Genomic DNA, 23,056 nt, shown 5'->3' with positions numbered 1-23,056 from the left:
TGCTTAGCCTTCCAGCTCGATGTCGATGCCCAGCGAGCGGATTTCCTTCACCAGTACGTTGAAGGATTCCGGCATGCCCGCCTGCATGGTGTGATCGCCATCCACGATGCTCTTGTACATCTTGGTACGACCTTCCACGTCATCGGACTTGACCGTGAGCATCTCCTGGAGGGTATAGGCAGCACCGTAGGCTTCCAGGGCCCAGACCTCCATCTCACCGAAGCGCTGACCACCGAACTGCGCCTTGCCGCCCAGCGGTTGCTGGGTGACCAGCGAGTACGAGCCCGTGGAGCGCGCGTGCATCTTGTCGTCGACCAGGTGGTTGAGCTTGAGCATGTACATGTAGCCCACCGTGACCGGACGGTCGAAGGACTCGCCGGTACGCCCGTCGTAGAGCGTCATCTGACCGGAATCCGGCAGGTCGGCCAGGCTCAGCAGATGCTTGATCTCATGCTCTTTGGCACCGTCGAAGACCGGTGTAGCCATCGGCACGCCACCCTGGAGGTTCTTCGCCAGGGCGATCACCTCGTCGTCGGACAGCGAACTGATGTCCTCAAGCCGTGCGCCCTCGGTGTTGTAGACCTTGCCGAGGAAGTCACGCAACTGGACGACCTGCTGTTCGCGGGCCTCGCGCAGCATGTGCTCGATCTTGACGCCAAGACCACGAGCCGCCATGCCCAGGTGAGTCTCGAGGATCTGACCGACGTTCATGCGCGACGGCACACCCAAGGGGTTCAGGACCACGTCGACCGGCTCACCGCCGCCGTCGAAGGGCATGTCCTCGATCGGCATGATCGCGGAGATGACACCCTTGTTACCGTGACGGCCGGCCATCTTGTCACCCGGCTGGATGCGACGCTTGACCGCCATGTAGACCTTGACGATCTTCAGCACGCCCGGCGCCAGGTCGTCGCCCTGGGTCAGCTTCCGCTTCTTGTCCTCGAAGCGCTCGTCCATCTCCTTGCGACGGTTCTCGAGCTGTTCATCGGCCTGGGCCAGCAGCTCGTTGAAGGACTCGTCCTGCATACGCAGCTTGAACCACTGCTGACGCGGTAGTTCTTCGAGGTACTCCTCGGAGAGCACATCATCCTTCTTGAGCTTGGGCCCACCGTTGACCGGCTGACCGGACAGGGTGCGCTTCAGGCGCTCGAAGGTGGCCTCTTCGGCGATGCGGTAGGTCTCCTGGAGATCCTTGCGCACCTCATCGAGCTGCATCTGCTCGATGGACAGCGCGCGAGAGTCCTTCTCGACGCCGTCGCGGGTGAAGACCTGAACGTCGATGACCGTACCCTTCATGCCGGTCGGGGCACGCAGAGAGGTATCCTTCACGTCGGAGGCCTTCTCACCGAAGATGGCACGTAGCAGCTTCTCTTCCGGCGTCAGCTGGGTCTCGCCCTTGGGCGTGACCTTACCGACCAGAATGTCGCCCGGGCCGACCTCGGCACCGATATAGACCACGCCGGCCTCATCGAGCTTGGACAGCGCAGACTCACCGACATTGGGAATATCCGAGGTGATTTCCTCGGCACCGAGCTTGGTGTCGCGAGACACGCAGGTCAGTTCCTGGATATGGATGGTGGTGAAGCGATCTTCCTGCACCACGCGCTCCGAGAACAGGATGGAGTCCTCGAAGTTGTAACCGTTCCAGGGCATGAAGGCGATGCGCATGTTCTGGCCCAGCGCCAGGTCGCCCATGTCGACGGACGGACCGTCGGCGAGGATATCGTCCTTCGATACCTGGTCACCCGGGCGCACGATCGGGCGCTGGTTCATGCAAGTATTCTGGTTAGAACGGGTGTACTTGGTGAGGTTGTAGATATCCACACCAGCTTCACCGCCGATGATCTCGTCCTCGTTGACCCGTACCACGACGCGACGAGCGTCGACCGAGTCGATCACGCCACCGCGACGCGCCACGGCGCAGACACCGGAGTCACGGGCGACGAAGCGCTCCATGCCGGTGCCGACCAGCGGCTTGTCGGCACGCAGGGTCGGCACGGCCTGACGCTGCATGTTGGCACCCATCAGGGCACGGTTGGCGTCATCGTGCTCGAGGAACGGGATCAGGGCCGCGGCCACGGACACCACCTGACGCGGCGACACGTCCATCATGGTGACCTTGTCCGGCGCCATGAAGGTGGTCTCGCCACGGTGACGGACCTGCACCAGGTCATCGACCAGGTGACCGTTCTCGTCAACGGTGGCAGAGGCCTGGGCGATGACGAAGTTGCCTTCCTCGATGGCGGAGAGCTGTACCACTTCATCGGTGATCTGACCGCCCACGACCTTACGGTACGGCGTCTCGAGGAAACCATAGCTATTGGTGTGGCTGTAAGTGGCCAGCGAGTTGATCAGGCCGATGTTCGGGCCTTCCGGGGTCTCGATCGGGCACAGGCGACCATAGTGGGTCGCGTGAACGTCACGCACCTCGAAGCCGGCGCGCTCACGGGTCAGGCCGCCCGGGCCGAGGGCCGAGACGCGACGCTTGTGAGTGACCTCGGACAGCGGGTTGTTCTGGTCCATGAACTGGGACAGCTGGCTCGAACCGAAGAACTCCTTCACCGCCGCCGCGACCGGCTTGGCGTTGATCAGATCCTGCGGCATCAGGCCTTCGCTTTCGGCCATGGACAGGCGTTCCTTGACCGCACGCTCGACGCGCACCAGGCCAACGCGGAACTGGTTTTCGGCCATCTCGCCAACGCAGCGGATGCGGCGGTTGCCCAGGTGGTCGATATCGTCGACGTCGCCGAAGCCGTTGCGGATCGCAATCAGCTCCTTGAGCACATCGAGGATGTCGCCGTTGTCGAGCACACCGGAACCGGTATCGGCATCGCGACGCAGACGACGGTTGAACTTCATCCGGCCTACGCCCGACAGGTCGTAGCGGTCTTCGGTGAAGAACAGGTTGTGGAACAGCGTCTCGGCGGCTTCCTTGGTGGGCGGCTCGCCGGGGCGCATCATGCGGTAGATCTCGACCAGTGCCTCGAGCTGGCTGCGGGTGCTGTCCAGCTTCAGGGTGTCGGAGATGAACGGACCGCAGTCAAGGTCGTTGGTATAGAGCGTTTCGAGCGTGGTGATGCCAGCGGTGGCCAGCTTCTCGAGCAACTCTGCCGTGATCTCGGAGTTGCACTCGCAGATCAGCTCGCCGGTCTTCGGATCGACCTGATCTTTGGCCAGCGTCTTGCCGTACAGGTACTCCATCGGCACTTCGAGACGCTCGAGGCCCGACTTTTCCATCTGACGGATATGCTTCTGGGTGATGCGGCGACCTTCCTCGACGATCACGCTGCCATCGACATCCTTGATGTCGAAGGTCGCGGTTTCGCCGCGCAGGCGCGACGGCACCAACTCGACCGAGAAGCCGCTCTTTTCGATGTGGAAAGTGCTGGTCTCGAAGAAGTTATCGAGGATCTCCTCGGCGCTCATGCCCAGCGCGCGCAGCAGGACGGACGCCGGCAGCTTGCGGCGACGGTCGATGCGCACGAAGACGTTGTCCTTGGGATCGAACTCGAAGTCGAGCCAGGAACCACGGTAGGGAATGACCCGTGCGGAGTACAGAAGCTTGCCGGAGGAGTGGCTCTTGCCCTTGTCATGGTCGAAGAACACACCCGGCGAGCGATGCAGCTGGGAGACGATGACACGCTCGGTACCGTTGACCACAAAGGTACCGTTCTCGGTCATCAGGGGGATCTCCCCCATGTAAACTTCCTGCTCCTTGATATCCTTGATCGCCTTGTTGGATGACTCGCGATCGTAGATGATCAGGCGCACCTTGACGCGCAGCGGTGCCGAATAGGTGACCCCGCGCAGTTGACATTCCTTGACGTCGAAGGCCGGCGTGCCGAAACGATAGCTGACATACTCGAGAGCAGCGTTGCCCGAGAAGCTCTCGATCGGGAATACGGACTTGAAGGCGGCGTGCAGGCCGAGCTCGAGCCGCTCTTCCGGCGAGCGATCCTGCTGGAGGAAGTCGTAGTAGGAATCAAGCTGGATGGCCAGCAGGTAGGGCACATCCATCACTTGGGGCAGTTTGCCGAAATCCTTGCGGATGCGTTTTTTCTCAGTGTATGAGTAAGCCATCTGTATTCCCCAGCTTGTTCACCATGGGTGACCGATGCGTGTCGGCGCCACCTGACGGGATGGGTCCCGTCAGGCGCTGACGGCAAGCCCCCTCGTGGAGGCTCGCCGTCGGAATTCGGCTAGCGGCGTCGCATGAAAGCGGGCAGCTAGTAACAACAGAAAAAGGCCGGTAGCGGGAAGCCCGCCACCAGCCGTGGAAGCTTACGCAGCGCGTGAAGCCGTGGGCACAAGAATTACTTGAGCTCCACGCTCGCGCCGGCTTCTTCCAGCTTCTTCTTCGCTTCTTCGGCGTCGTCCTTGGACATCGCTTCCTTGATGGTCGCCGGTGCGCCGTCGACGGCACCCTTGGCTTCCTTCAGGCCGAGACCAGTGATCTCGCGGACGGCCTTGATGACGTTGACTTTCTTGTCGCCAGCGCCGGTCAGCACCAGGTCAAATTCAGTCTGCTCTTCTTCAGCAGCGGCTTCACCGCCACCCGGGCCGGCGACAACAGCAGCAGCTGCGGTCACGCCGAACTTCTCTTCCATCGCTTCGATCAGCTCAGCCACTTCCATGACGGTCATGTCGGCGACGGCGTTGATGATGTCTTCTTGGGTCAGTGCCATGTTCAATTTCCTAGACTTTGCGGAGCCTCGGCCAGGGGACCAAGTGCTCGTGATTCAATGGTCGGTTCAGGCTACTCGGAGAAGCGCGCCAATCAGGCAGCGGCCGCTTCTTCCTTCTGGTCGCGCAGTGCCGCGAGAGTACGGACCAGCTTGCCGGCAGAAGCTTCCTTCATGACGGACATCAGCTTGGCGATCGCCTCATCGTGTGTCGGCAGCGTGGCCAGACGGTCAAGATCGGAAGCCGGGATGAACTCGCCTTCGTATGCCAGCGCCTTGACTTCGAAGTCCTTCTGACTCTTGGCGAACTCCTTGAACAGACGAGCGGCAGCGCCCGGATGCTCGTAGGAGAAGGCCAACATGGTCGGACCTGAGAAAGTCTCGTCCAGAATCTCCCAGGGAGTTCCAGACAGAGCGCGGCGTGCCAGGGTGTTGCGAACAACACGAATCTGCACGCCATTCTCGCGCGCCTGCTTGCGCAGGCTGGTCATGGCACTAACGTCCACACCGCGAGAATCGGCAACTACGACGGAGAGAGCGTCCTTAGCGGCCTCACTGACCTCGGCAACAATTGCCTTCTTGCCTTCGAGAGCTAGTGGCACAGTGATCACTCCTTCGTGCCGGGACTGAGAGACTCACGTCTCACAGCTCCGGGGGTTACCATCTCTCCTCACCTAATGGTGAGAAGGCTTGGGTGATGGTGCACACCAGTGACTGGCGGCCACACCATCTGCGCAGGCTTCCCCTGAGGGAGATTAAGCCGTGACTCGCATGCGAGACATGGCACCTGCGGTCTTTGACGGTGCCCCGGACTCCACGAGGAAGGACGGGGACCGCAAAGTATCTTTGGCTGCGTCGATCACGCGTAAGCGGAATGATCGACGGTCAGACCCGGGCCCATGGTGGTGGACAGGGTCAGCTTCTTGAAATACACACCCTTGGAGGTGCTGGGCTTGAGGCGCTTGAGGTCTGCAACCAGCGCTTCAAGGTTGCCGCGGATATCGTCAGCTGCGAAATCCACTTTGCCCAGGGTGGTATGAATAATGCCGTTTTTGTCGGTACGGAAACGCACCTGACCGGCTTTGGCGTTCTTGACCGCGGTGGCGACGTCCGGCGTCACGGTGCCGACCTTCGGGTTCGGCATCAGGCCACGCGGGCCGAGAATCTGACCCAGCTGGCCGACGACGCGCATGGCGTCCGGCGAGGCGATGACCACGTCGAAGTCGAGCTGGCCTTTCTTGACCTGCTCGGCCAGGTCATCCATGCCAACGATGTCGGCACCGGCTTCCTTGGCAGCGTCAACGTTGGCGCCCTGGGTAAAGACGGCTACACGCACGTCTTTGCCAGTGCCGTTGGGCATGACGGTAGCGCCACGCACGACCTGGTCGGATTTCCGCGGATCGACACCCAGATTGATGGCGACGTCGAGGGATTCCTTGAACTTGACGGTGGACAGCTCGTTGAGCAGTGCCACGGCTTCATCCAGGGAATAGACCTTGGAAGCGTCAACCTGCTCTTTGATCTTCAGAGCGCGCTTGGACAGTTTAGCCATGATCAGAGACCCTCCACGTTGAGGCCCATGCTACGGGCGCTACCGGCAATGGTACGCACCGCGGCGTCAAGATCAGCAGCCGTCAGATCCGGCTCCTTGGTCTTGGCGATCTCTTCGAGCTGCTCGCGGGTCACAGTACCGACCTTGTTCTTGTTCGGCTCACCAGAGCCGGACTTGATGCCAGCGGCCTTCTTCAGCAGGACGGCGGCGGGCGTCGTCTTGGTGATGAAGGTGAAGCTGCGGTCGGAATAGACAGTGATGACGACCGGTGTCGGCAGGCCTGCTTCAACATCCTGGGTCTCGGCGTTGAACGCCTTGCAGAACTCCATGATATTGACGCCGTGCTGACCCAGCGCGGGGCCCACGGGGGGACTCGGGTTAGCTTTACCAGCTGCGACCTGCAGCTTGATGTAAGCCTGTACTTTCTTGGCCATGATAGAACTCCAATTGGGTGCTAGCGCCTTGCGGCTCCCCGGTTGAATGGCCGCCTCGGCGACCTGACTACTTCTGACTGGCGCTTGATCACACTTACCTGATCACGCCACCCGGGCCGAGATTCAGTCCTTCTCGACCTGGGAAAACTCGAGCTCGACAGGGGTCGCACGGCCAAAGATCAGCACGCTGACCTGGACGCGACTCTTGTCGTAGTTGACCTCTTCGACCACACCATTGAAGTCGGCGAAGGGGCCATCGATAACGCGCACGGACTGACCCGGCTCGAAGACTGTCTTCGGCCGCGGCTTGTCGGTGCCGTCCTGGACACGACGCAGAATGGCATCGGCTTCTTTTTGACTGATCGGTGCCGGCTTTTCTTTCGTGCCACCGATGAAACCGAGAACGCGAGGCGTCTCGTTGACCAGATGCCAGGTTGCGTCGTCCATTTCCATCTCGACCAGCACGTAGCCGGGATAGAACTTGCGCTCACTCTTGCGGCGCTTGCCGTCGCGCATCTCGACCACTTCTTCGGTCGGCACCAGAATTTCGCCGAAGCGATCTTCCATGCCATACATCTTCACGCGCTCAATAAGTGAGCGCATGACATGCTTTTCGAAGCTGGAGTAGGCATGCACGACATACCAACGCTTGGACATGGAATCTCCTAACCAATGACGCCGGACATCGCCCAGCCAAGAAGGGTATCAATCAGCCACAGCATCAGACCTACCACCAACACAGCCACCATCACGATCGCGGTGGTCTGGATGGTTTCTTGGCGGGTCGGCCAGACGACGCGCTGAATTTCCTTGCGCGCACTGCGGGCCAGTTCCAGGAGATTGCGCCCCTTGGTGGTGGTGATAGCCACACCGGCGGCAAGCGCACACAGCGCAACGACGCCCAATACACGATAGAGCAGCGCTTGATCGGCGAAATAGGAGTTACCGACAACGGCAACGACTACCAGAGAGACGACGACCGCCCACCTGAGCCCGTCGTGGCGCGACTCCTGCACCTCGGCGTTTTGTTTCATGCGAACGAGACTCCTCAGGGTGCAGCAATCGAAACATGAAAGTATAAGGGATACTACCAGCCTGGGGAAGACTGGCAGGCCAGGAGGGAATCGAACCCCCAACCTGCGGTTTTGGAGACCGCTGCTCTGCCAATTGAGCTACTGGCCTGTATCTGCGCTTCCACTGGAAGCCCTTTGCAGGCATCCCGTAACAGCGGGCGCTATCATAGCGAAAGGCCCTCTGCCTGACAACCCCCGGCAAACCACCGGGAGCAAAAAAGAAAAGGCGAGCTTGCGGCTCGCCTTTTCTAATATGGAGCTCGTGGGCGGAATTGAACCGCCGACCTCACCCTTACCAAGGGTGTGCTCTACCCCTGAGCTACACGAGCAAAACGCGTTACAGCAAAAACTGGAGCGGGCAGCGGGGATCGAACCCGCATCATCAGCTTGGAAGGCTGAGGTTCTACCATTGAACTATGCCCGCCTGCCCGCTCTTACTACCGAATCGACTACAGGCGCTTCGGCAAAATCTGGTGGAGGGGGAAGGATTCGAACCTTCGAAGCTTTCGCGGCAGATTTACAGTCTGCTCCCTTTGGCCACTCGGGAACCCCTCCGAATCACGCGGTAAATTCTACCGCTTTTCGCAACAATGTCAAGCGCTTATCTTGCTTTTTCCGAACCGCGGCCCGGAAACGCTTGCCCTGCGAACGCGCTGCATTCTGTCAAAGCAGCATGGAGAATGCAAGGCTTGCACGAATTTTTTCCAGTGTTACCGGGGCAGGCACCTCCGGCGCCCCCGACAGTCGCCCTGCTCGTTCGGCCGCCGTCTGAGGGAAACAAGCCTCCAACCCTCCATAGACCATGTCCGGCCACAGGGCATGCGGAACCCGGATGCCTCGCGACACTACTCGCGCATCGCCGCCGGTCAGCAACAGTGGCAGCGCCACACCCTCACGGTCGCAGACTTCGCCATAGATGCGGTTCACGGCACTGACCGCCGCCATATAGATGCCATGATTGACCGCCTCGACGGTATTACGCCCAGGTGCCAGCAGCTCATCGGCTTCGCTGTCCGGGTCGATCGCCACGTTGCGAGTACCCAGCTTGAGGCTCTCCTTCATCAGGCGCAGACCCGGCAGGATATAGCCGCCGAGATGGCGCCCACCGGGCAACACAAAATCGATGGTGATCGCACTCCCGCAGTCGACCGTGCAACAGGCCCCCGCCAGTTGGTAGCTCGCCAGTGCCCCCAACCAACGATCCACGCCGAGCCGACCGGGGTCGTCGTATCCATTAACGACGCCAAGCGACTCTCGCACAGGCCTTGCCACGTGCACCACGCCGACTTCATGGCGCAGCAGCTCAACGGTTTCCTGCAGCACTTTCTGACGGGCTACGCTTGAGATACGAACCGCCCTCACCACATCGAGGTCGGGAATATCCGAGCCGGGTCGCCATTCCTCGCGTGTCCACACCGCACCACGCGAACGGATCTCGCTGCTCACGCTGTCCTTAAGGCGCCACTTCGACAGGGTATTGCCGATATCCAGGTCCAGAATCATGAATGACCACGCACGCTGATTTCGCCGCTCGCCAGTGTCTGGCGCTCTCCGTCCTGCCATACCACCAGATTACCGGCGGTATCGACCCCCTCGGCTACCGCTGACTGGCGTCGCGGCCCCTGAATGATATCGATGGCCTGGCCAGCGTGAGCGTGACGTGCGTTCCAGGCGTCCTGCCAGGCAGCAAAGCCTTGTGTTTCGAAACGCGGCAGCAGGGCCAACAGAGCATCGATGATATCGGCGGCCAGGCGGTTACGGGTCACACCGGGCTGCTGATCATGAACCGCCGCCGCAGGCTGGTCGATGCCCTCACGCACCGTCTCCGGAAGGGTGACATTGATGCCAAGCCCGATCACTACCTCACAAGGGCCCGACAGATCACCGCTGACCTCAAGCAGGATGCCGGCAAGCTTTCGCGATGGCCCCTTGCCAAGCACCAGAACGTCATTAGGCCACTTGAGCGCCACCTCAACGCCATGACGCTCGAGCACATCAGCAAGCGCCACCCCAACCGCCAGGCTTAACCCCTCCAGCGAGGCGGCACCTGACTCGAATCGCCAGCCCAACGACAGCAGCAGCCCACGCCCCCAGGGACTGGTCCAGCCACGGCCACGGCGTCCACGACCGGCGCTCTGGGACTCGCTCAAGCACACCTCGCCATGCCCGGCCTCCTGCTCGAAGCGATCACGTAGATAGCGGTTGGTCGAGGGGAGGCTCTCTTCTATGAACAGTCGCGCCATCTGCTGACGACTGTCACGAGATAGCTCGGCGATGATCGCCGGCCCATCCAGCAGCTCGATAGGGTTGGCCAAGCGATAACCCAGCCCCTTGACCGCCTCCAGAGGGATATCCATTGCCTCGAGCTTCTTGAGCTGTTTCCACACCGCAGTACGGGATACGCCCAGATGCTCACCCAACTGCTCGCCAGAGTGAAAGTCACCGTCACTCAACAAGCGAATCAGTTCACCGATGGTCATGCGCACCTTCCCGCCGCAAAAACCGCCATTCTAGCGGATGCCGGCAGCCCCCGGAAATCATCGCGACCAAAGTTGCGTCCTCATTTAACATCAGTACCGACCAGCCCAAGGCCAAGACCGAGGTTTCATTTCCCGGCCATGGGCGTCAGCAATGCAACACCTTCTTCCATTGACCTAGATAGGCGAGAGTATGACCGAAGTCATTCTAAGAACCGCTTCCCCCCCCCTTTTAGGCGCAAACTTGTGGGCTACCACCCTCTACGACGCTTTGACCTCAAGTCACAGACACAAAAAACCCCGGGCGCGTTAGCGGCCGGGGTGATAAGGAAGAGCTATCGCGGCGCACCCATCGGGCGAGCCTTTCTGTCGCGTGATTGTCGTGTCATGTCCTGATGCGTGCTGCCAGCCGGCATCTTTGCGCCCGACCGAGCGTCCAGACACGAAAAAACCCCGGCCTGTTAAGGGCCGGGTTTTTCTCTCAATAAGTGCCTGACAATGACCTACTCTCGCATGGAGAAACTCCACACTACCATCGGCGCTAAGCGGTTTCACTTCCGAGTTCGGCATGGGATCGGGTGGTTCACGCTCGCTATGGTCGTCAGGCGAAACGGGTGATGAGTCGCCGTGGCGGCTCATCGCAATAAGAATCATGCTGACGTGATCGTCTCGCGTATCCGTCAATTGTGCGCGTCATGCGCAGACCCCTTGGGGTTATATGGTCAAGCCTCACGGGCCATTAGTACACGTTAGCTCAACGCCTTGCAGCGCTTCCACACCGTGCCTATCAACCAGCTCGTCTTGCTGGGCCCTTCAGGAGGCTTATGCCTCGGGGAAGTCTCATCTTGAAGGGGGCTTCCCGCTTAGATGCTTTCAGCGGTTATCCCGTCCGCACTTAGCTACCCGGCAATGCCACTGGCGTGACAACCGGAACACCAGAGGTGCGTCCACTCCGGTCCTCTCGTACTAGGAGCAGCACTTCTCAAACTTCCAACGCCCACGGCAGATAGGGACCGAACTGTCTCACGACGTTCTAAACCCAGCTCGCGTACCACTTTAAATGGCGAACAGCCATACCCTTGGGACCGACTTCAGCCCCAGGATGTGATGAGCCGACATCGAGGTGCCAAACACCGCCGTCGATGTGAACTCTTGGGCGGTATCAGCCTGTTATCCCCGGAGTACCTTTTATCCGTTGAGCGATGGCCCTTCCATACAGAACCACCGGATCACTAGAACCTACTTTCGTACCTGCTCGACGTGTCTGTCTCGCAGTTAAGCACCCTTATGCTCTTGCACTCAATGCACGATTTCCAACCGTGCTGAGGGTACCTTCGTGCTCCTCCGTTACTCTTTGGGAGGAGACCGCCCCAGTCAAACTACCCACCACACACTGTCCTCGATCCGGATAACGGACCGGAGTTAGAACGCCAATGATGCCAGGCTGGTATTTCAAGGTTGGCTCCACGATAGCTAGCGCCACCGTTTCCAAGCCTCCCAGCTATCCTACACAAGCAACATCAGCGTCCAGTGTGAAGCTATAGTAAAGGTTCACGGGGTCTTTCCGTCTAGCCGCGGGTACACAGCATCTTCACTGCGATTTCAATTTCACTGAGTCTCGGGTGGAGACAGCGTGGCCATCATTACGCCATTCGTGCAGGTCGGAACTTACCCGACAAGGAATTTCGCTACCTTAGGACCGTTATAGTTACGGCCGCCGTTTACCGGGGCTTCGATCAGGAGCTTCGCCGAAGCTAACACCATCAATTAACCTTCCGGCACCGGGCAGGCGTCACACCCTATACGTCCGCTTACGCGTTGGCAGAGTGCTGTGTTTTTAATAAACAGTTGCAGCCACCTGGTATCTTCGACCGCGTCAGGCTCGGGGAGCAAGTCCCTTCACCCTAATGCGGCGTGCCTTCTCCCGAAGTTACGGCACCATTTTGCCTAGTTCCTTCACCCGAGTTCTCTCAAGCGCCTTGGTATTCTCTACCTGACCACCTGTGTCGGTTTGGGGTACGGTTCCACAGTATCTGAAGCTTAGAGGCTTTTCCTGGAAGCGTGGCATCGATGACTTCCAGACCGTAGTCTGTTCGTCTCGTCTCTCGGCCTTGGGGTACCGGATTTACCTGATTCCCCAGCCTACTGACTTTCACCAGGACAACCAACGCCTGGCTCACCTAGCCTTCTTCGTCCCCCCATCGCAATACTGTGAAGTACGGGAATATTGACCCGTTTCCCATCGACTACGCCTTTCGGCCTCGCCTTAGGGGCCGACTCACTCTGCTCCGATTAGCGTCGAACAGAAACCCTTGGTCTTCCGGCGGGGGAGTTTTTCACTCCCCTTGTCGTTACTCATGTCAGCATTCGCACTCGTGATACCTCCAGCATGCTTCTCAACACACCTTCATCGGCTTACACGACGCTCCTCTACCGCTCGTCATTCGACGAACCCGTAGCTTCGGTACCTGATTTAGCCCCGTTACATCTTCCGCGCAGGCCGACTCGACTAGTGAGCTATTACGCTTTCTTTAAAGGATGGCTGCTTCTAAGCCAACCTCCTAGCTGTCTGAGCCTTCCCACATCGTTTCCCACTTAATCAGGATTTTGGGACCTTAGCTGACGGTCTGGGTTGTTTCCCTTTTCACAACGGACGTTAGCACCCGCTGTGTGTCTCCCACGCTGCACTCACCGGTATTCGGAGTTTGCCTCGGGTTGGTAAGTCGGGATGACCCCCTAGCCGAAACAGTGCTCTACCCCCGGCGGTGATACGTGAGGCGCTACCTAAATAGCTTTCGAGGAGAACCAGCTATCTCCGGGCTTGATTAGCCTTTCACTCCGATCCACAAGTCATCCAAATCTTTTTCAACAGATCCTGGTTCGGTCCTCCAATTGATGTTACTCAATCTTCAACCTGCTCATGGATAGATCGCCCGGTTTCGGGTCTATTTCCAGCGACTGGTCGCCCAGTTAAGACTCGATTTCTCTACGCCTCCCCTATACGGTTAAGCTCGCCACTGAAAATAAGTCGCTGACCCATTATACAAAAGGTACGCGGTCACCGAACAAGTCGGCTCCCACTGCTTGTACGCATACGGTTTCAGGATCTATTTCACTCCCCTCTCCGGGGTTCTTTTCGCCTTTCCCTCACGGTACTGGTTCACTATCGGTCAGTCAGGAGTATTTAGCCTTGGAGGATGGTCCCCCCGTCTTCAGTCAAGGTTTCTCGTGCCCCGACCTACTCGATTTCACACCAATCAGATTTCGACTACGGGGCTATCACCCTGTATCGCGTGGTTTCCCAACCACTTCGTCTATCAGTCATGGTGCTTAAGGGCTGGTCCCCGTTCGCTCGCCGCTACTTGGGGAATCTCGGTTGATTTCTTTTCCTCAGGGTACTTAGATGTTTCAGTTCCCCTGGTTCGCCTCCCAACACCTATGTATTCAGTGTGGGATACCCAACTTACGTTGGGTGGGTTTCCCCATTCAGAAATGTCCGGGTCGCAGGTTGTTTGCCACCTCGCCGAACCTTATCGCAGGCTTCCACGTCTTTCATCGCCTCTGACTGCCTAGGCATCCACCGTATGCGCTTCATCGCTTGACCATATAACCCGAAAGGGTCTGGTCCGCGATGACGCACGACAATTGCCGGATACGCTTGAGACGTATCACATGCCCTTTCCTGGGTAGGAAAGGGACTTTTGTCAGCATGATTCATATTGTTAAAGAGCGACTGTCGAACCGACAGTCACAAGCCCGACATCATCGTTTGTGATGATAGGCTTGTGACTGTGGACTCACAGATGACTGTTGGGATGATGGTGGAGCCTAGCGGGATCGAACCGCTGACCTCCTGCGTGCAAGGCAGGCGCTCTCCCAGCTGAGCTAAGGCCCCTCTGATTGCTCGACGCGACATGGAGAATTTTATTCGGATCAAGGCGCTTTGGTGCGACGTGTAGCTCGCTACACGAGTGCCGAAGCAACGCAGGACCGGATAAAATTTGGTGGGTCTGGGCAGACTCGAACTGCCGACCTCACCCTTATCAGGGGTGCGCTCTAACCAACTGAGCTACAGACCCAACACCTACTCTCTCACTGAGAAGAACGTGGCCGGCTTGCCGACCTCACCCTCCTTTCCATTTAAGGTCAGGGGGTGCGCTCTAACCAACTGAGCGAATACTCTAAGGTCACGCTGGGTCTTTACCCAAACAGTCTTATGCTCTGGCCGATCAGATAATTCATTGTGGACACTTGCCGCGAAGAGGCGAGTCGTCGATTAAGGAGGTGATCCAGCCGCAGGTTCCCCTACGGCTACCTTGTTACGACTTCACCCCAGTCATGAACCACACCGTGGTGATCGCTCCCCCGAAGGTTAAGCTAACCACTTCTGGTGCAGTCCACTCCCATGGTGTGACGGGCGGTGTGTACAAGGCCCGGGAACGTATTCACCGTGACATTCTGATTCACGATTACTAGCGATTCCGACTTCACGGAGTCGAGTTGCAGACTCCGATCCGAACTGAGGCCGGCTTTATGGGATTAGCTCCACGTCGCCGTCTTGCAACCCTTTGTACCGGCCATTGTAGCACGTGTGTAGCCCTACTCGTAAGGGCCATGATGACTTGACGTCATCCCCACCTTCCTCCGGTTTGTCACCGGCAGTCTCCTTAGAGTTCCCGACATTACTCGCTGGCAAATAAGGATAGGGGTTGCGCTCGTTACGGGACTTAACCCAACATTTCACAACACGAGCTGACGACAGCCATGCAGCACCTGTCTGTGCGCTCCCGAAGGCACCAATCCATCTCTGGAAAGTTCGCACGATGTCAAGAGTAGGTAAGGTTCTTCGCGTTGCATCGAATTAAACCACATGCTCCACCGCTTGTGCGGGCCCCCGTCAATTCATTTGAGTTTTAACCTTGCGGCCGTACTCCCCAGGCGGTCGACTTATTGCGTTAACTGCGCCACTAAGAACTCGAGGCTCCCAACGGCTAGTCGACATCGTTTACGGCGTGGACTACCAGGGTATCTAATCCTGTTTGCTACCCACGCTTTCGCACCTCAGTGTCAGTGTCAGTCCAGAAGGCCGCCTTCGCCACTGGTATTCCTCCCGATCTCTACGCATTTCACCGCTACACCGGGAATTCTACCTTCCTCTCCTGCACTCTAGCCTAACAGTTCCGGATGCAGTTCCCAGGTTGAGCCCGGGGCTTTCACAACCGGCTTATCAAGCCACCTACGCGCGCTTTACGCCCAGTAATTCCGATTAACGCTTGCACCCTCCGTATTACCGCGGCTGCTGGCACGGAGTTAGCCGGTGCTTCTTCTGCGAGTGATGTCCTTCCTGACGAGTATTAATCATCAGGCCTTCTTCCTCGCTGAAAGTGCTTTACAACCCGAAAGCCTTCTTCACACACGCGGCATGGCTGGATCAGGCTTTCGCCCATTGTCCAATATTCCCCACTGCTGCCTCCCGTAGGAGTCTGGGCCGTGTCTCAGTCCCAGTGTGGCTGATCATCCTCTCAGACCAGCTACGGATCGTCGCCTTGGTGAGCCATTACCTCACCAACAAGCTAATCCGACATAGGCTCATCCGATAGCGCAAGGTCCGAAGATCCCCTGCTTTCCCCCGTAGGGCGTATGCGGTATTAGCGTGAGTTTCCCCACGTTATCCCCCACTACCGGGCAGATTCCTATGCATTACTCACCCGTCCGCCGCTCGACGCCTCCTAGCAAGCTAGGATCGTTTCCGCTCGACTTGCATGTGTTAGGCCTGCCGCCAGCGTTCAATCTGAGCCATGATCAAACTCTTCAGTTTAAAATCATACGGTCTTACCTTTCCGAAGAAAGAAGCAGACCAAACTTGGCTCAAGGTTCAAACGTCTCAAAAAACGAAGCCGATATGGCTTGCTTTGACGAGTCGCTTGCCTTGAAGTATCGGTGACTGATCACCCCTTCATCGACAAGCGCCCACATGAATTATCTGATCGATTGTTAAAGAGCAGCTCCGATCTCTTATAAGAGGGGAGCATCTCGCATCTGCCTGGCCGTTCGGCCGGCGCCCTGCGAGGAAGGCGTATTCTACTGAATCGGCAGTGAATGTCAACCCTTGCTGTTATTGCTCACTCTAGATGACCGAGTGAACCAGCGGCGAGTTGAGCGCCGATCGAGTGGAGGAGCATTCTACCGTTTCCGGCTGTTTTGTCAATGCCTGCCGATCAAACCTGATCGAAAAACTTTAACGAAAACAAGTGGTTCCAACACCCTTCACCGCATCCGACGTTTACCCGTCGGCGGCAGCGGATGCGTACTTTACGGATTATCGCGGACCCACACAACCCCTTTCTTGCAAAAAGGTGACGACAAGGTTGTGGATAGATGAAGGCGGCTGACCGGGTGTGGATAAGCCGAGGGGCCAGACACGACAACGCCCGCACGAAGGCGGGCGTTGTCGTGTTGCGAGCAGGAAGCCTTGTAAAACTCTGCTTGTCAGTCGCCAATGGCTAGGCGTACTGATCCTTCATTGCCGCCGTAGGAACTCACATTGATCTCGTAGGTGCCAGGCTCTAGATAGCGCTGAATCCGAGACCCATGGCCCATGTCACCCGCGTCATCGTTCTGTTCACTGACCCCATTGCCCATCAGGCTCAGAATGGTATCTACCGAGCCCGAGGTGCTTTCGATGACGACATCCCGCGCCGTCTCTAGGACCAGCTGGTAAACCAAGTTGCTCCCGGAGGTCAACCGACCATAGACCACCTCTCCGGTCGCCACCTCGCCCCCGTTGCTGAAACGCCCCTCAAAATCAAGCTGATGGGTACGCAAGCGATAAAGCCCGGTACCGCTGTAGCTTTCCACGTCCAGACTATACTCACCAGGCTGGAGCACGGTGGTGATCAGGGAGTTGTTGTTGCCGCCGCCATCGTCGTCGCGCAGGTCGATGCCGTTACCATACAGCCGAAGCATGGGATCGAAGGTGCTTGAATCTAGAGCGAGCTCGACCTCGCTGACCGCATCAACCTCAAAGCGATAAGTATTGCCCCCTCCGGCAAGGTTGCCGCCGAAGGTCTCACCCAGCGTCAGCGTTCCGCTGTTGCGCAACTCGCCGCCGTATGCATCAACAGATGCATCAAGCGAGTACTCGCCATGCCCCTCAGCATAACTACTCACCTCGACGCGATAGTCGCCGGGCATGAGTACGGTTTGTAGCCGCGAGTCACTATCGTTGCCACCGTCGTCGTCGACCAGATTGCTGCCCTCCCCCACGATACTAAGCACGGTATCGAAATCCGATGAGCGTAGCTCCAACGTGACGGTGCTAGGTTCTTCAACCACCAGGGTATAGGCATTGCCGGATGTCGCCTGGAGATCGCCGGTGATGCGGTCGCCATCGCGGAGCGGCCCCGCATTACGACGGCCATCAGACAGGTCATTGAGCCCCACTTCGAGACGATGAACTCCGCCAACAGTCAGCAGGTGACGTTCGCATGGCTCAGATGTTGCCTGGATCGCTGCTTCGCTGCGCTCCACCATGACCCGGTACTCACCAGCGTCCAAGTAAGTATCAAGTCGTTGCTCGCCGGGTGCACAAGCGCTGGCCTGCTGGTTGACGCCCTCACCAGACAGACTCAGATCCAGGTTGACGTCGCCAGAGAGCGCCAGGTCGACCCAAGCGGGCGCCTCAAGCGTAAGGGGGTATTCGGTACGACCATCCCGTAGCCGCCCGACCAGTGGCTGGCCTGTTTCGAGATCGGATGCGGCGGGGACCGGATCGGCCACTAAGTGGTAGGGGCCAAAGGCGCTGCTGTCCTTACCACTAACGGCCAGCAGGTGGCAGGCATCAGCGGAGGCCATCAGCACCGCGGGCTCGCCGTCGGACTGACTTGAGACACTGCCCAGCCATCGCCCCTGCTCGCCGAAGACCGAAAGGCGAGCGGCAAAGGGAGCATCAAGCTCATAACGCACAATGCCTGACTCCGGTGCGTCCGAGCCACTGCACAACCAGTGGGCGTCATAGCGCGAGCCATCGTTGAGATTGACGTCGCTAGTCGATGTCAGCTCACCAGCGACGTCACTGCCAAACGTGATCTCTGGAGCCGATACGAAATACGCATCTTCCTCGGAGCAACCAGCCAGCAGCGTCAGGCCGAAGATACCAATCAACAGACAATGAGGACGACAGGCCACATGGCCGGCCACCTTCCGAATTCCTTGAACTACCACTCGACGTCTCCCTATATGAACTCGCTCCCTGTCGCACCCGTGCAACGGGGCTCAACACTTTAGCGGAAAACGATAGAGAACGGGGCATGTACAACAGCGACAGATGTGCGCACGTTCTCCGAGGACACGCTCACCGCACGCTGCTGGCTCGATCCAGCAACGAAAGGATGGAGCGGTAGGGAATGCCGCCATGCTGACTGAGGCCGATCTCGCAGGTCCGAGAGTTGGAATAGCCAACCCGGCATCCGGCGACCTGTTCCGCCAGGCCGTCGAGGGCCGAGGCATTGAGTTCAGGCGTGGTAAACCCCTTGTCGCCGGCGAAGCCGCAGCAAGTGATCTCGGCAGGCACCACCACCTCGCGGGCACAGGCCTTGGCCAGGGCCACGAACTTGTCGGCAAGCCCCATACGAGTGCTGGAGCAGGTCACATGCACCGCCACGGATTCGTCCACCGGTGTCAGCTTGAGACGCGACAACAGGTAGTCGTGGGCGAAGGCGACCGGCTCCTGCAGCGATAACCGCTCATCCAGAGTTTCCTGCATGCGCAGGGTGCAGGGGCTGGTATCACAGAGCACCGGGTAGCGACCGTTCTGGCTGGCCGCCAGCAGCTCGCGATTGAGCTCCCGCGCCTTGTGGTCGGCTTCGGCGTACTGACCCTTGGACTGGAAGGCCATCCCGCAACACAGGTGTCCAGAGATCGCCGGAATGATCACCTCGAAGCCGGCCTTGTCCAGAAGCGCCAGCGTCAGCTCCATGTCCGAGCGGGATTCAGGATCATGGTGACCGGCGCCGAACACCCGGGTCGCACAGGAAGGCATGTAGACCACCTTGTCGCGACTACCCTGCCGACGACTGTCTTTATCCCGACTCTTGCTGCTTCTACTACTGGTGCTGGCTTTAGCACCGTCTTGGGAAACCCCCTTAAGGACTCGAACCGGCGCTGCCTTGGGGGTGGTCGGTGACCACTGGGGCAGCCTGCCGCCACTTCCCTGATGCAGCGCACGTCCAACCTTTTCGGTACCGCTATCGCCAAGCACCGCATGACCAAGCGTTGCCAGGTTGAGTGCGCCGCGCGCCAGTCGCGTCGTGCCTGAGAAATGCCGCCCCAGGCGATGCGCCATGGCAGCCTGACCGGTATTGCGCTCATGGCGAAGATCACGCACCAGGTCGCCGGTATTGATCCCCACCGGGCACTGGGTGGCACACAGCCCATCGGCGGCACAGGTCTCGATGCCCTGATAGGCATAGTCCTGCCATAGCTGACCAAGCCGCTCACGCTCTTGCGTACTCGCGCCCTCTCCCGCTTGGCTATCCACCAAGGCATCGAGGCGCGCCAGCTCGCGACGCACCACGATGCGCTGCCGAGGCGTCAGGGTCAGGTCTTTCGACGGGCATACCGATTCGCAGAAGCCGCACTCTATGCACTTGTCGACCAGCGGATCAGCGGCGGGCAGCGGCTTCAGGTTCTCGAGGTGCAGGGTCTTGTTGCGGCTCAGGATCACGTCGGGGTTGAGCAGGTTGTCGGGGTCGAACAGCGCCTTGAGCTGCCACATCAGGGCATAGGCGTCGGCGCCCCACTCGAGCTCCACATAGGGCGCCATGTTGCGCCCGGTGCCATGCTCGGCCTTCAGCGAGCCGCCGTACTCGACGCCGACCAGTTGAGCCACGTCGTCCATCAGCGCCTGGTAACGCTCGACCTCGCCGTCGCGCTCGAAGCCCTGCGGGAAGACGAAGTGCAGATTGCCCTCCAGGGCATGCCCGAACAGGATGACCTCGCGATAGCCATGGCGATGGAAGGTTTCGGTGAGCGCCAGCACCCCTTCGTCGAGCCGCTCGACGGGAAAGGCCACGTCTTCGATAACCACAGTGGTACCGGTCTCGCGCACGGCGCCCACCGCCGGGAAGAGCCCCTTGCGGATCTTCCAGTAAAGGGCGTACTGGTCGGCATCGTGAGTGAAGGACAGCGGCTCCAGCGAGCGAATGCCCTCCAGGGCCTCATGCACCCGAGCCTCGCGGGCCTCGATCATGGCCGCGTCATCGCCGCGCACGTCGATCAAGAGCGCCGCCGCCCCCTCGGGCAGGGACTTAAGCACCTCGGGCATGCCCGGCTGATCCTGCACCGAGCGCAGAGCGGCGCGATCCATCAATTCTACCGCCGATACCGGAGTCTGCTTGAGGGCGATGGTCGCCCGGCAGGTCGTGGCCATGTCGGGAAAGAAGGCCAGCGCCGCGGCCTTGACCGGCTCATCGGGCACGGTGTCGTAGGTGATGCTGCTGATGAACCCCAGCGTGCCCTCGGAGCCGATCATCAGGTGGGTGAGGATGTCGAGGCCGTCGCGAAAGTCCACCAGGCTGTTGAGGGCATAGCCGGTGGTGTTCTTGAGCCGGTACTTGTGGCGAATGCGCTTGGCCAACTCCACATCGGTGCGTGTGGTGACGGAAAGCCGTTCCAGGCCGTCGATCAGAGACGCATGGCTCTGGCGGAACGCCGCCACGCTTGCCGGATCGGCGGTGTCGAGCACCGTGCCGTCGGCCAGCACCAGGCGCATATCACGCAGGGTGCGATAGCTGTTTTGCGCGGTACCACAGCACATGCCCGAGGCGTTGTTAGCGGCGATACCGCCGATCATGCAGCTATTGATCGAGGCCGGATCGGGGCCAATCTTGCGGCCGTAAGGCGCCAGCAACTGGTTAGCGCGGGCGCCGATCACCCCCGGCTGCAGGCGAATCGCTCGCCCCTCGTCGAGGACCTGGTAGTCACGCCAGCCCTGGTTGAGCTGGATCAGCACCGAGTCGGTCACTGCCTGACCCGAGAGCGAGGTGCCGGCAGCGCGAAAGGTCACCGGCAGCCGCCGTGCATGGCATTCACGCAACACCGTCATTAACTCAGGCTCATCGCGCGGGCGCACGACCAGCTGCGGTATCAGCCGGTAGAAGCTGGCGTCGCTGCCGTAGGCCAGCAGACGCAAGGGATCATGAATCAGACGCTCGTCTGGCAGCGTGTCGCGCAGCGCTTCGAGGAGTTCACTGTAGAGAGCTTTCATTTACTCAACGCCATGGTTGAGACCCGACACCAGAGAACCCGGGCCGAGATCAGCGATGCTACGCGCACCGGTAAGCGTCATCGCGACCCGCATCTCTTTATCGAATAGCTCCAGCAGGTGAGCCACGCCCGCCTCGCCGGCAGTGGCCAGGGCATAAATGTATGCACGCCCCAGCAAGACGGTATCCGCCCCCAGGGCAATCATCCGCACAACATCGAGACCGCTGCGTATCCCGGAGTCAGCCAAGATGGCGATATCGCCCTTGACCGCATCGGCGATCGCCGGCAAAGCACGAGCGGTAGAGGGAACACCATCGAGCTGACGGCCACCGTGGTTGGAAACGACAATGCCGTCAGCACCGAAGCGCACCGCTTCACGGGCATCTTCGGGGTCGAGAATTCCCTTGATGATCATCGGGCCATCCCACAGCTCACGAATCCACTCCAGGTCCTTCCAGGAGATGGCGGGATCGAAATTCTGTCCAAGCCAGGCGATGTAATCCTCGAGCTCCGTCGGATGGCCGCGATAATCCGACACATTGCCGAGGTCATGGGGGCGGCCATGAATGCCCACATCCCAGGCCCAGGAGGGATGCATCGCGGCCTGAGCCATTCGCCGCACCGGCCCGAACTTGCCGCTCATGCCAGAGTGCGCATCGCGATAACGCGCCCCCGGCACCGGCATATCGACCGTGAAGACCAGCGTCTTGACGCCGGCGGCCTTGGCGCGCTCCAGGGCATGTTTCATGAAGCCCCGGTCCTTCAGCACATAGAGCTGAAACCAGATGGGGCGATCGATGGCCGAGGCCACCTCGTCGATGGGGCACACCGACACCGTCGACAGCGTGAACGGAATGCCTTTTTGGGACGCCGCTCGCGCCGCCTGAACCTCGCCTCGGCGAGCATACATGCCGGCCAACCCCACGGGAGCCAGCGCGATCGGCATGGCCATGGACTCGCCAAACAGCTCGGTTTCCAGTGACAGGCTGGACATATCCTTGAGCACGCGCTGGCGCAGCGCGATTCCGGCAAGATCCTCGACGTTATGTCGCAGCGTATGCTCGGTATAAGACCCGCCGTCCGCATAGTGAAACAAAAAGGGCGGAATACGACGTTTGGCGGCTTGGCGGTAGTCCGTGGGAGCGGAAATAATCATGGCGAGCCCTGTGCAATGGATGCGCTATCTAATGGCATGGATAGCTACTGGCATGGAAAGCGATAGGAGCGGATAAGCTACCTGCTTGGCGGTGCACGCCATCTGCATCCGGTTATGATAGCCATCGGCTTGGCCGGGTAGCGCTAGCGCGGTATCAACGCCTCATACACGAACAGCCCCGGTCATGCGCGCCTGCCAAGCACCTGTCTTATCGGCTAATTGGTAAAACCAATTTACAAATAGCGTGAAGCGAACTCTAGAAGCGCCCTGCAATCGGTGTCAAACCTCAAGCCAGCCATCCCGCTTATACTTTGGTCTCGGCGCCAGAAAGCTCTTTGTAAGCCATTGAAAAACAGCCTTTACTGGACGACAGGCAAACTTGTCAGGATCGCTGACAATGACCTATTATTGGTCTTA

12 protein-coding genes, 6 tRNA genes and 3 rRNA genes are annotated in these 23,056 nt (G+C 59.3%); all 21 read right to left on the bottom strand.

The genetic code is table 11. From position 1 onward, the window contains the following. Positions 1-3: 3 nt before the first annotated feature. The gene (rpoB, locus tag Q2K57_RS08715) at positions 4-4,080 is read right to left on the bottom strand and encodes a DNA-directed RNA polymerase subunit beta (RefSeq protein WP_304524863.1); all 4,077 of its coding nucleotides are present in this window, start codon (positions 4,078-4,080) and stop codon (positions 4-6) included. Positions 4,081-4,313: 233 nt separating this feature from the next. Then, entirely contained in the window at positions 4,314-4,685 is a 372-nt protein-coding gene (gene rplL, locus Q2K57_RS08710) for a 50S ribosomal protein L7/L12 (protein ID WP_112056009.1), read from the bottom strand. A 92-nt stretch (positions 4,686-4,777) separates the two neighbouring features. After that, a complete protein-coding gene (rplJ, locus tag Q2K57_RS08705) occupies positions 4,778-5,284 on the bottom strand; it encodes a 50S ribosomal protein L10 (RefSeq protein ID WP_112056008.1) in 507 nt (168 codons plus the stop codon). Positions 5,285-5,541: 257 nt separating this feature from the next. Beyond that, complete coding sequence (gene rplA, locus Q2K57_RS08700) at positions 5,542-6,234, bottom strand: 50S ribosomal protein L1 (protein ID WP_112056007.1); 693 nt, start codon at positions 6,232-6,234, stop codon at positions 5,542-5,544. 2 nt (positions 6,235-6,236) lie between these two features. Then, a complete protein-coding gene (gene rplK / locus Q2K57_RS08695) occupies positions 6,237-6,668 on the bottom strand; it encodes a 50S ribosomal protein L11 (RefSeq protein WP_112056006.1) in 432 nt (143 codons plus the stop codon). A gap of 123 nt (positions 6,669-6,791) precedes the next feature. Continuing rightward, the gene (gene nusG / locus Q2K57_RS08690; RefSeq protein WP_092527272.1) at positions 6,792-7,325 is read right to left on the bottom strand and encodes a transcription termination/antitermination protein NusG; all 534 of its coding nucleotides are present in this window, start codon (positions 7,323-7,325) and stop codon (positions 6,792-6,794) included. Between the two features lie 8 nt (positions 7,326-7,333). Beyond that, positions 7,334-7,702 (bottom strand): preprotein translocase subunit SecE, encoded by a 369-nt coding sequence (secE, locus tag Q2K57_RS08685; protein ID WP_112056005.1) that lies wholly within the window; start codon positions 7,700-7,702, stop codon positions 7,334-7,336. Positions 7,703-7,774: 72 nt separating this feature from the next. Next, positions 7,775-7,850: transfer RNA gene (locus tag Q2K57_RS08680), tRNA-Trp, on the bottom strand. A gap of 145 nt (positions 7,851-7,995) precedes the next feature. Continuing rightward, positions 7,996-8,070 (bottom strand) — tRNA-Thr (locus Q2K57_RS08675). Between the two features lie 21 nt (positions 8,071-8,091). Then, positions 8,092-8,165: transfer RNA gene (locus Q2K57_RS08670), tRNA-Gly, on the bottom strand. Between the two features lie 47 nt (positions 8,166-8,212). After that, a tRNA-Tyr gene (locus Q2K57_RS08665) sits at positions 8,213-8,296 on the bottom strand. 108 nt (positions 8,297-8,404) lie between these two features. Further along, positions 8,405-9,244 (bottom strand): type III pantothenate kinase, encoded by an 840-nt coding sequence (locus Q2K57_RS08660; RefSeq protein WP_304524862.1) that lies wholly within the window; start codon positions 9,242-9,244, stop codon positions 8,405-8,407. Next, positions 9,241-10,221, bottom strand: coding sequence for a biotin--[acetyl-CoA-carboxylase] ligase (locus Q2K57_RS08655; protein WP_304524861.1), 981 nt, complete (start codon positions 10,219-10,221; stop codon positions 9,241-9,243). Before Q2K57_RS08655 ends, Q2K57_RS08660 begins: the two co-directional genes overlap by 4 nt. Positions 10,222-10,708: 487 nt before the next feature. Then, a 5S ribosomal RNA gene (gene rrf / locus Q2K57_RS08650) occupies positions 10,709-10,824 on the bottom strand. Positions 10,825-10,936: 112 nt separating this feature from the next. Continuing rightward, positions 10,937-13,822: ribosomal RNA gene (locus Q2K57_RS08645) — 23S ribosomal RNA — on the bottom strand. Between the two features lie 215 nt (positions 13,823-14,037). Further along, positions 14,038-14,113: transfer RNA gene (locus tag Q2K57_RS08640), tRNA-Ala, on the bottom strand. A 107-nt stretch (positions 14,114-14,220) separates the two neighbouring features. Further along, positions 14,221-14,297 (bottom strand) — tRNA-Ile (locus Q2K57_RS08635). Between the two features lie 198 nt (positions 14,298-14,495). Then, a 16S ribosomal RNA gene (locus Q2K57_RS08630) occupies positions 14,496-16,036 on the bottom strand. The 16S, 23S and 5S rRNA genes sit together here with 2 tRNA genes alongside, the layout of an rRNA operon. A gap of 671 nt (positions 16,037-16,707) precedes the next feature. Continuing rightward, positions 16,708-18,441, bottom strand: a complete 1,734-nt coding sequence (locus tag Q2K57_RS08625; RefSeq protein WP_304524860.1) for a hypothetical protein — start codon at positions 18,439-18,441, stop codon at positions 16,708-16,710. A 130-nt stretch (positions 18,442-18,571) separates the two neighbouring features. Further along, positions 18,572-21,484: an FAD-binding and (Fe-S)-binding domain-containing protein gene (locus Q2K57_RS08620; RefSeq protein WP_304524859.1), complete on the bottom strand. Its 2,913-nt coding sequence runs from the start codon at positions 21,482-21,484 to the stop codon at positions 18,572-18,574. Then, complete coding sequence (gene lldD / locus Q2K57_RS08615; protein ID WP_304524858.1) at positions 21,485-22,639, bottom strand: FMN-dependent L-lactate dehydrogenase LldD; 1,155 nt, start codon at positions 22,637-22,639, stop codon at positions 21,485-21,487. It abuts the gene before it with no gap. Positions 22,640-23,056: the final 417 nt, after the last annotated feature.

The organism is Halomonas sp. I5-271120, assembly GCF_030553075.1.
GTDB lineage: Bacteria > Pseudomonadota > Gammaproteobacteria > Pseudomonadales > Halomonadaceae > Onishia > Onishia taeanensis_A.
Note: the sequence above shows the minus strand (reverse complement) of the source record. Positions and strands in the feature narration are given on the sequence as shown.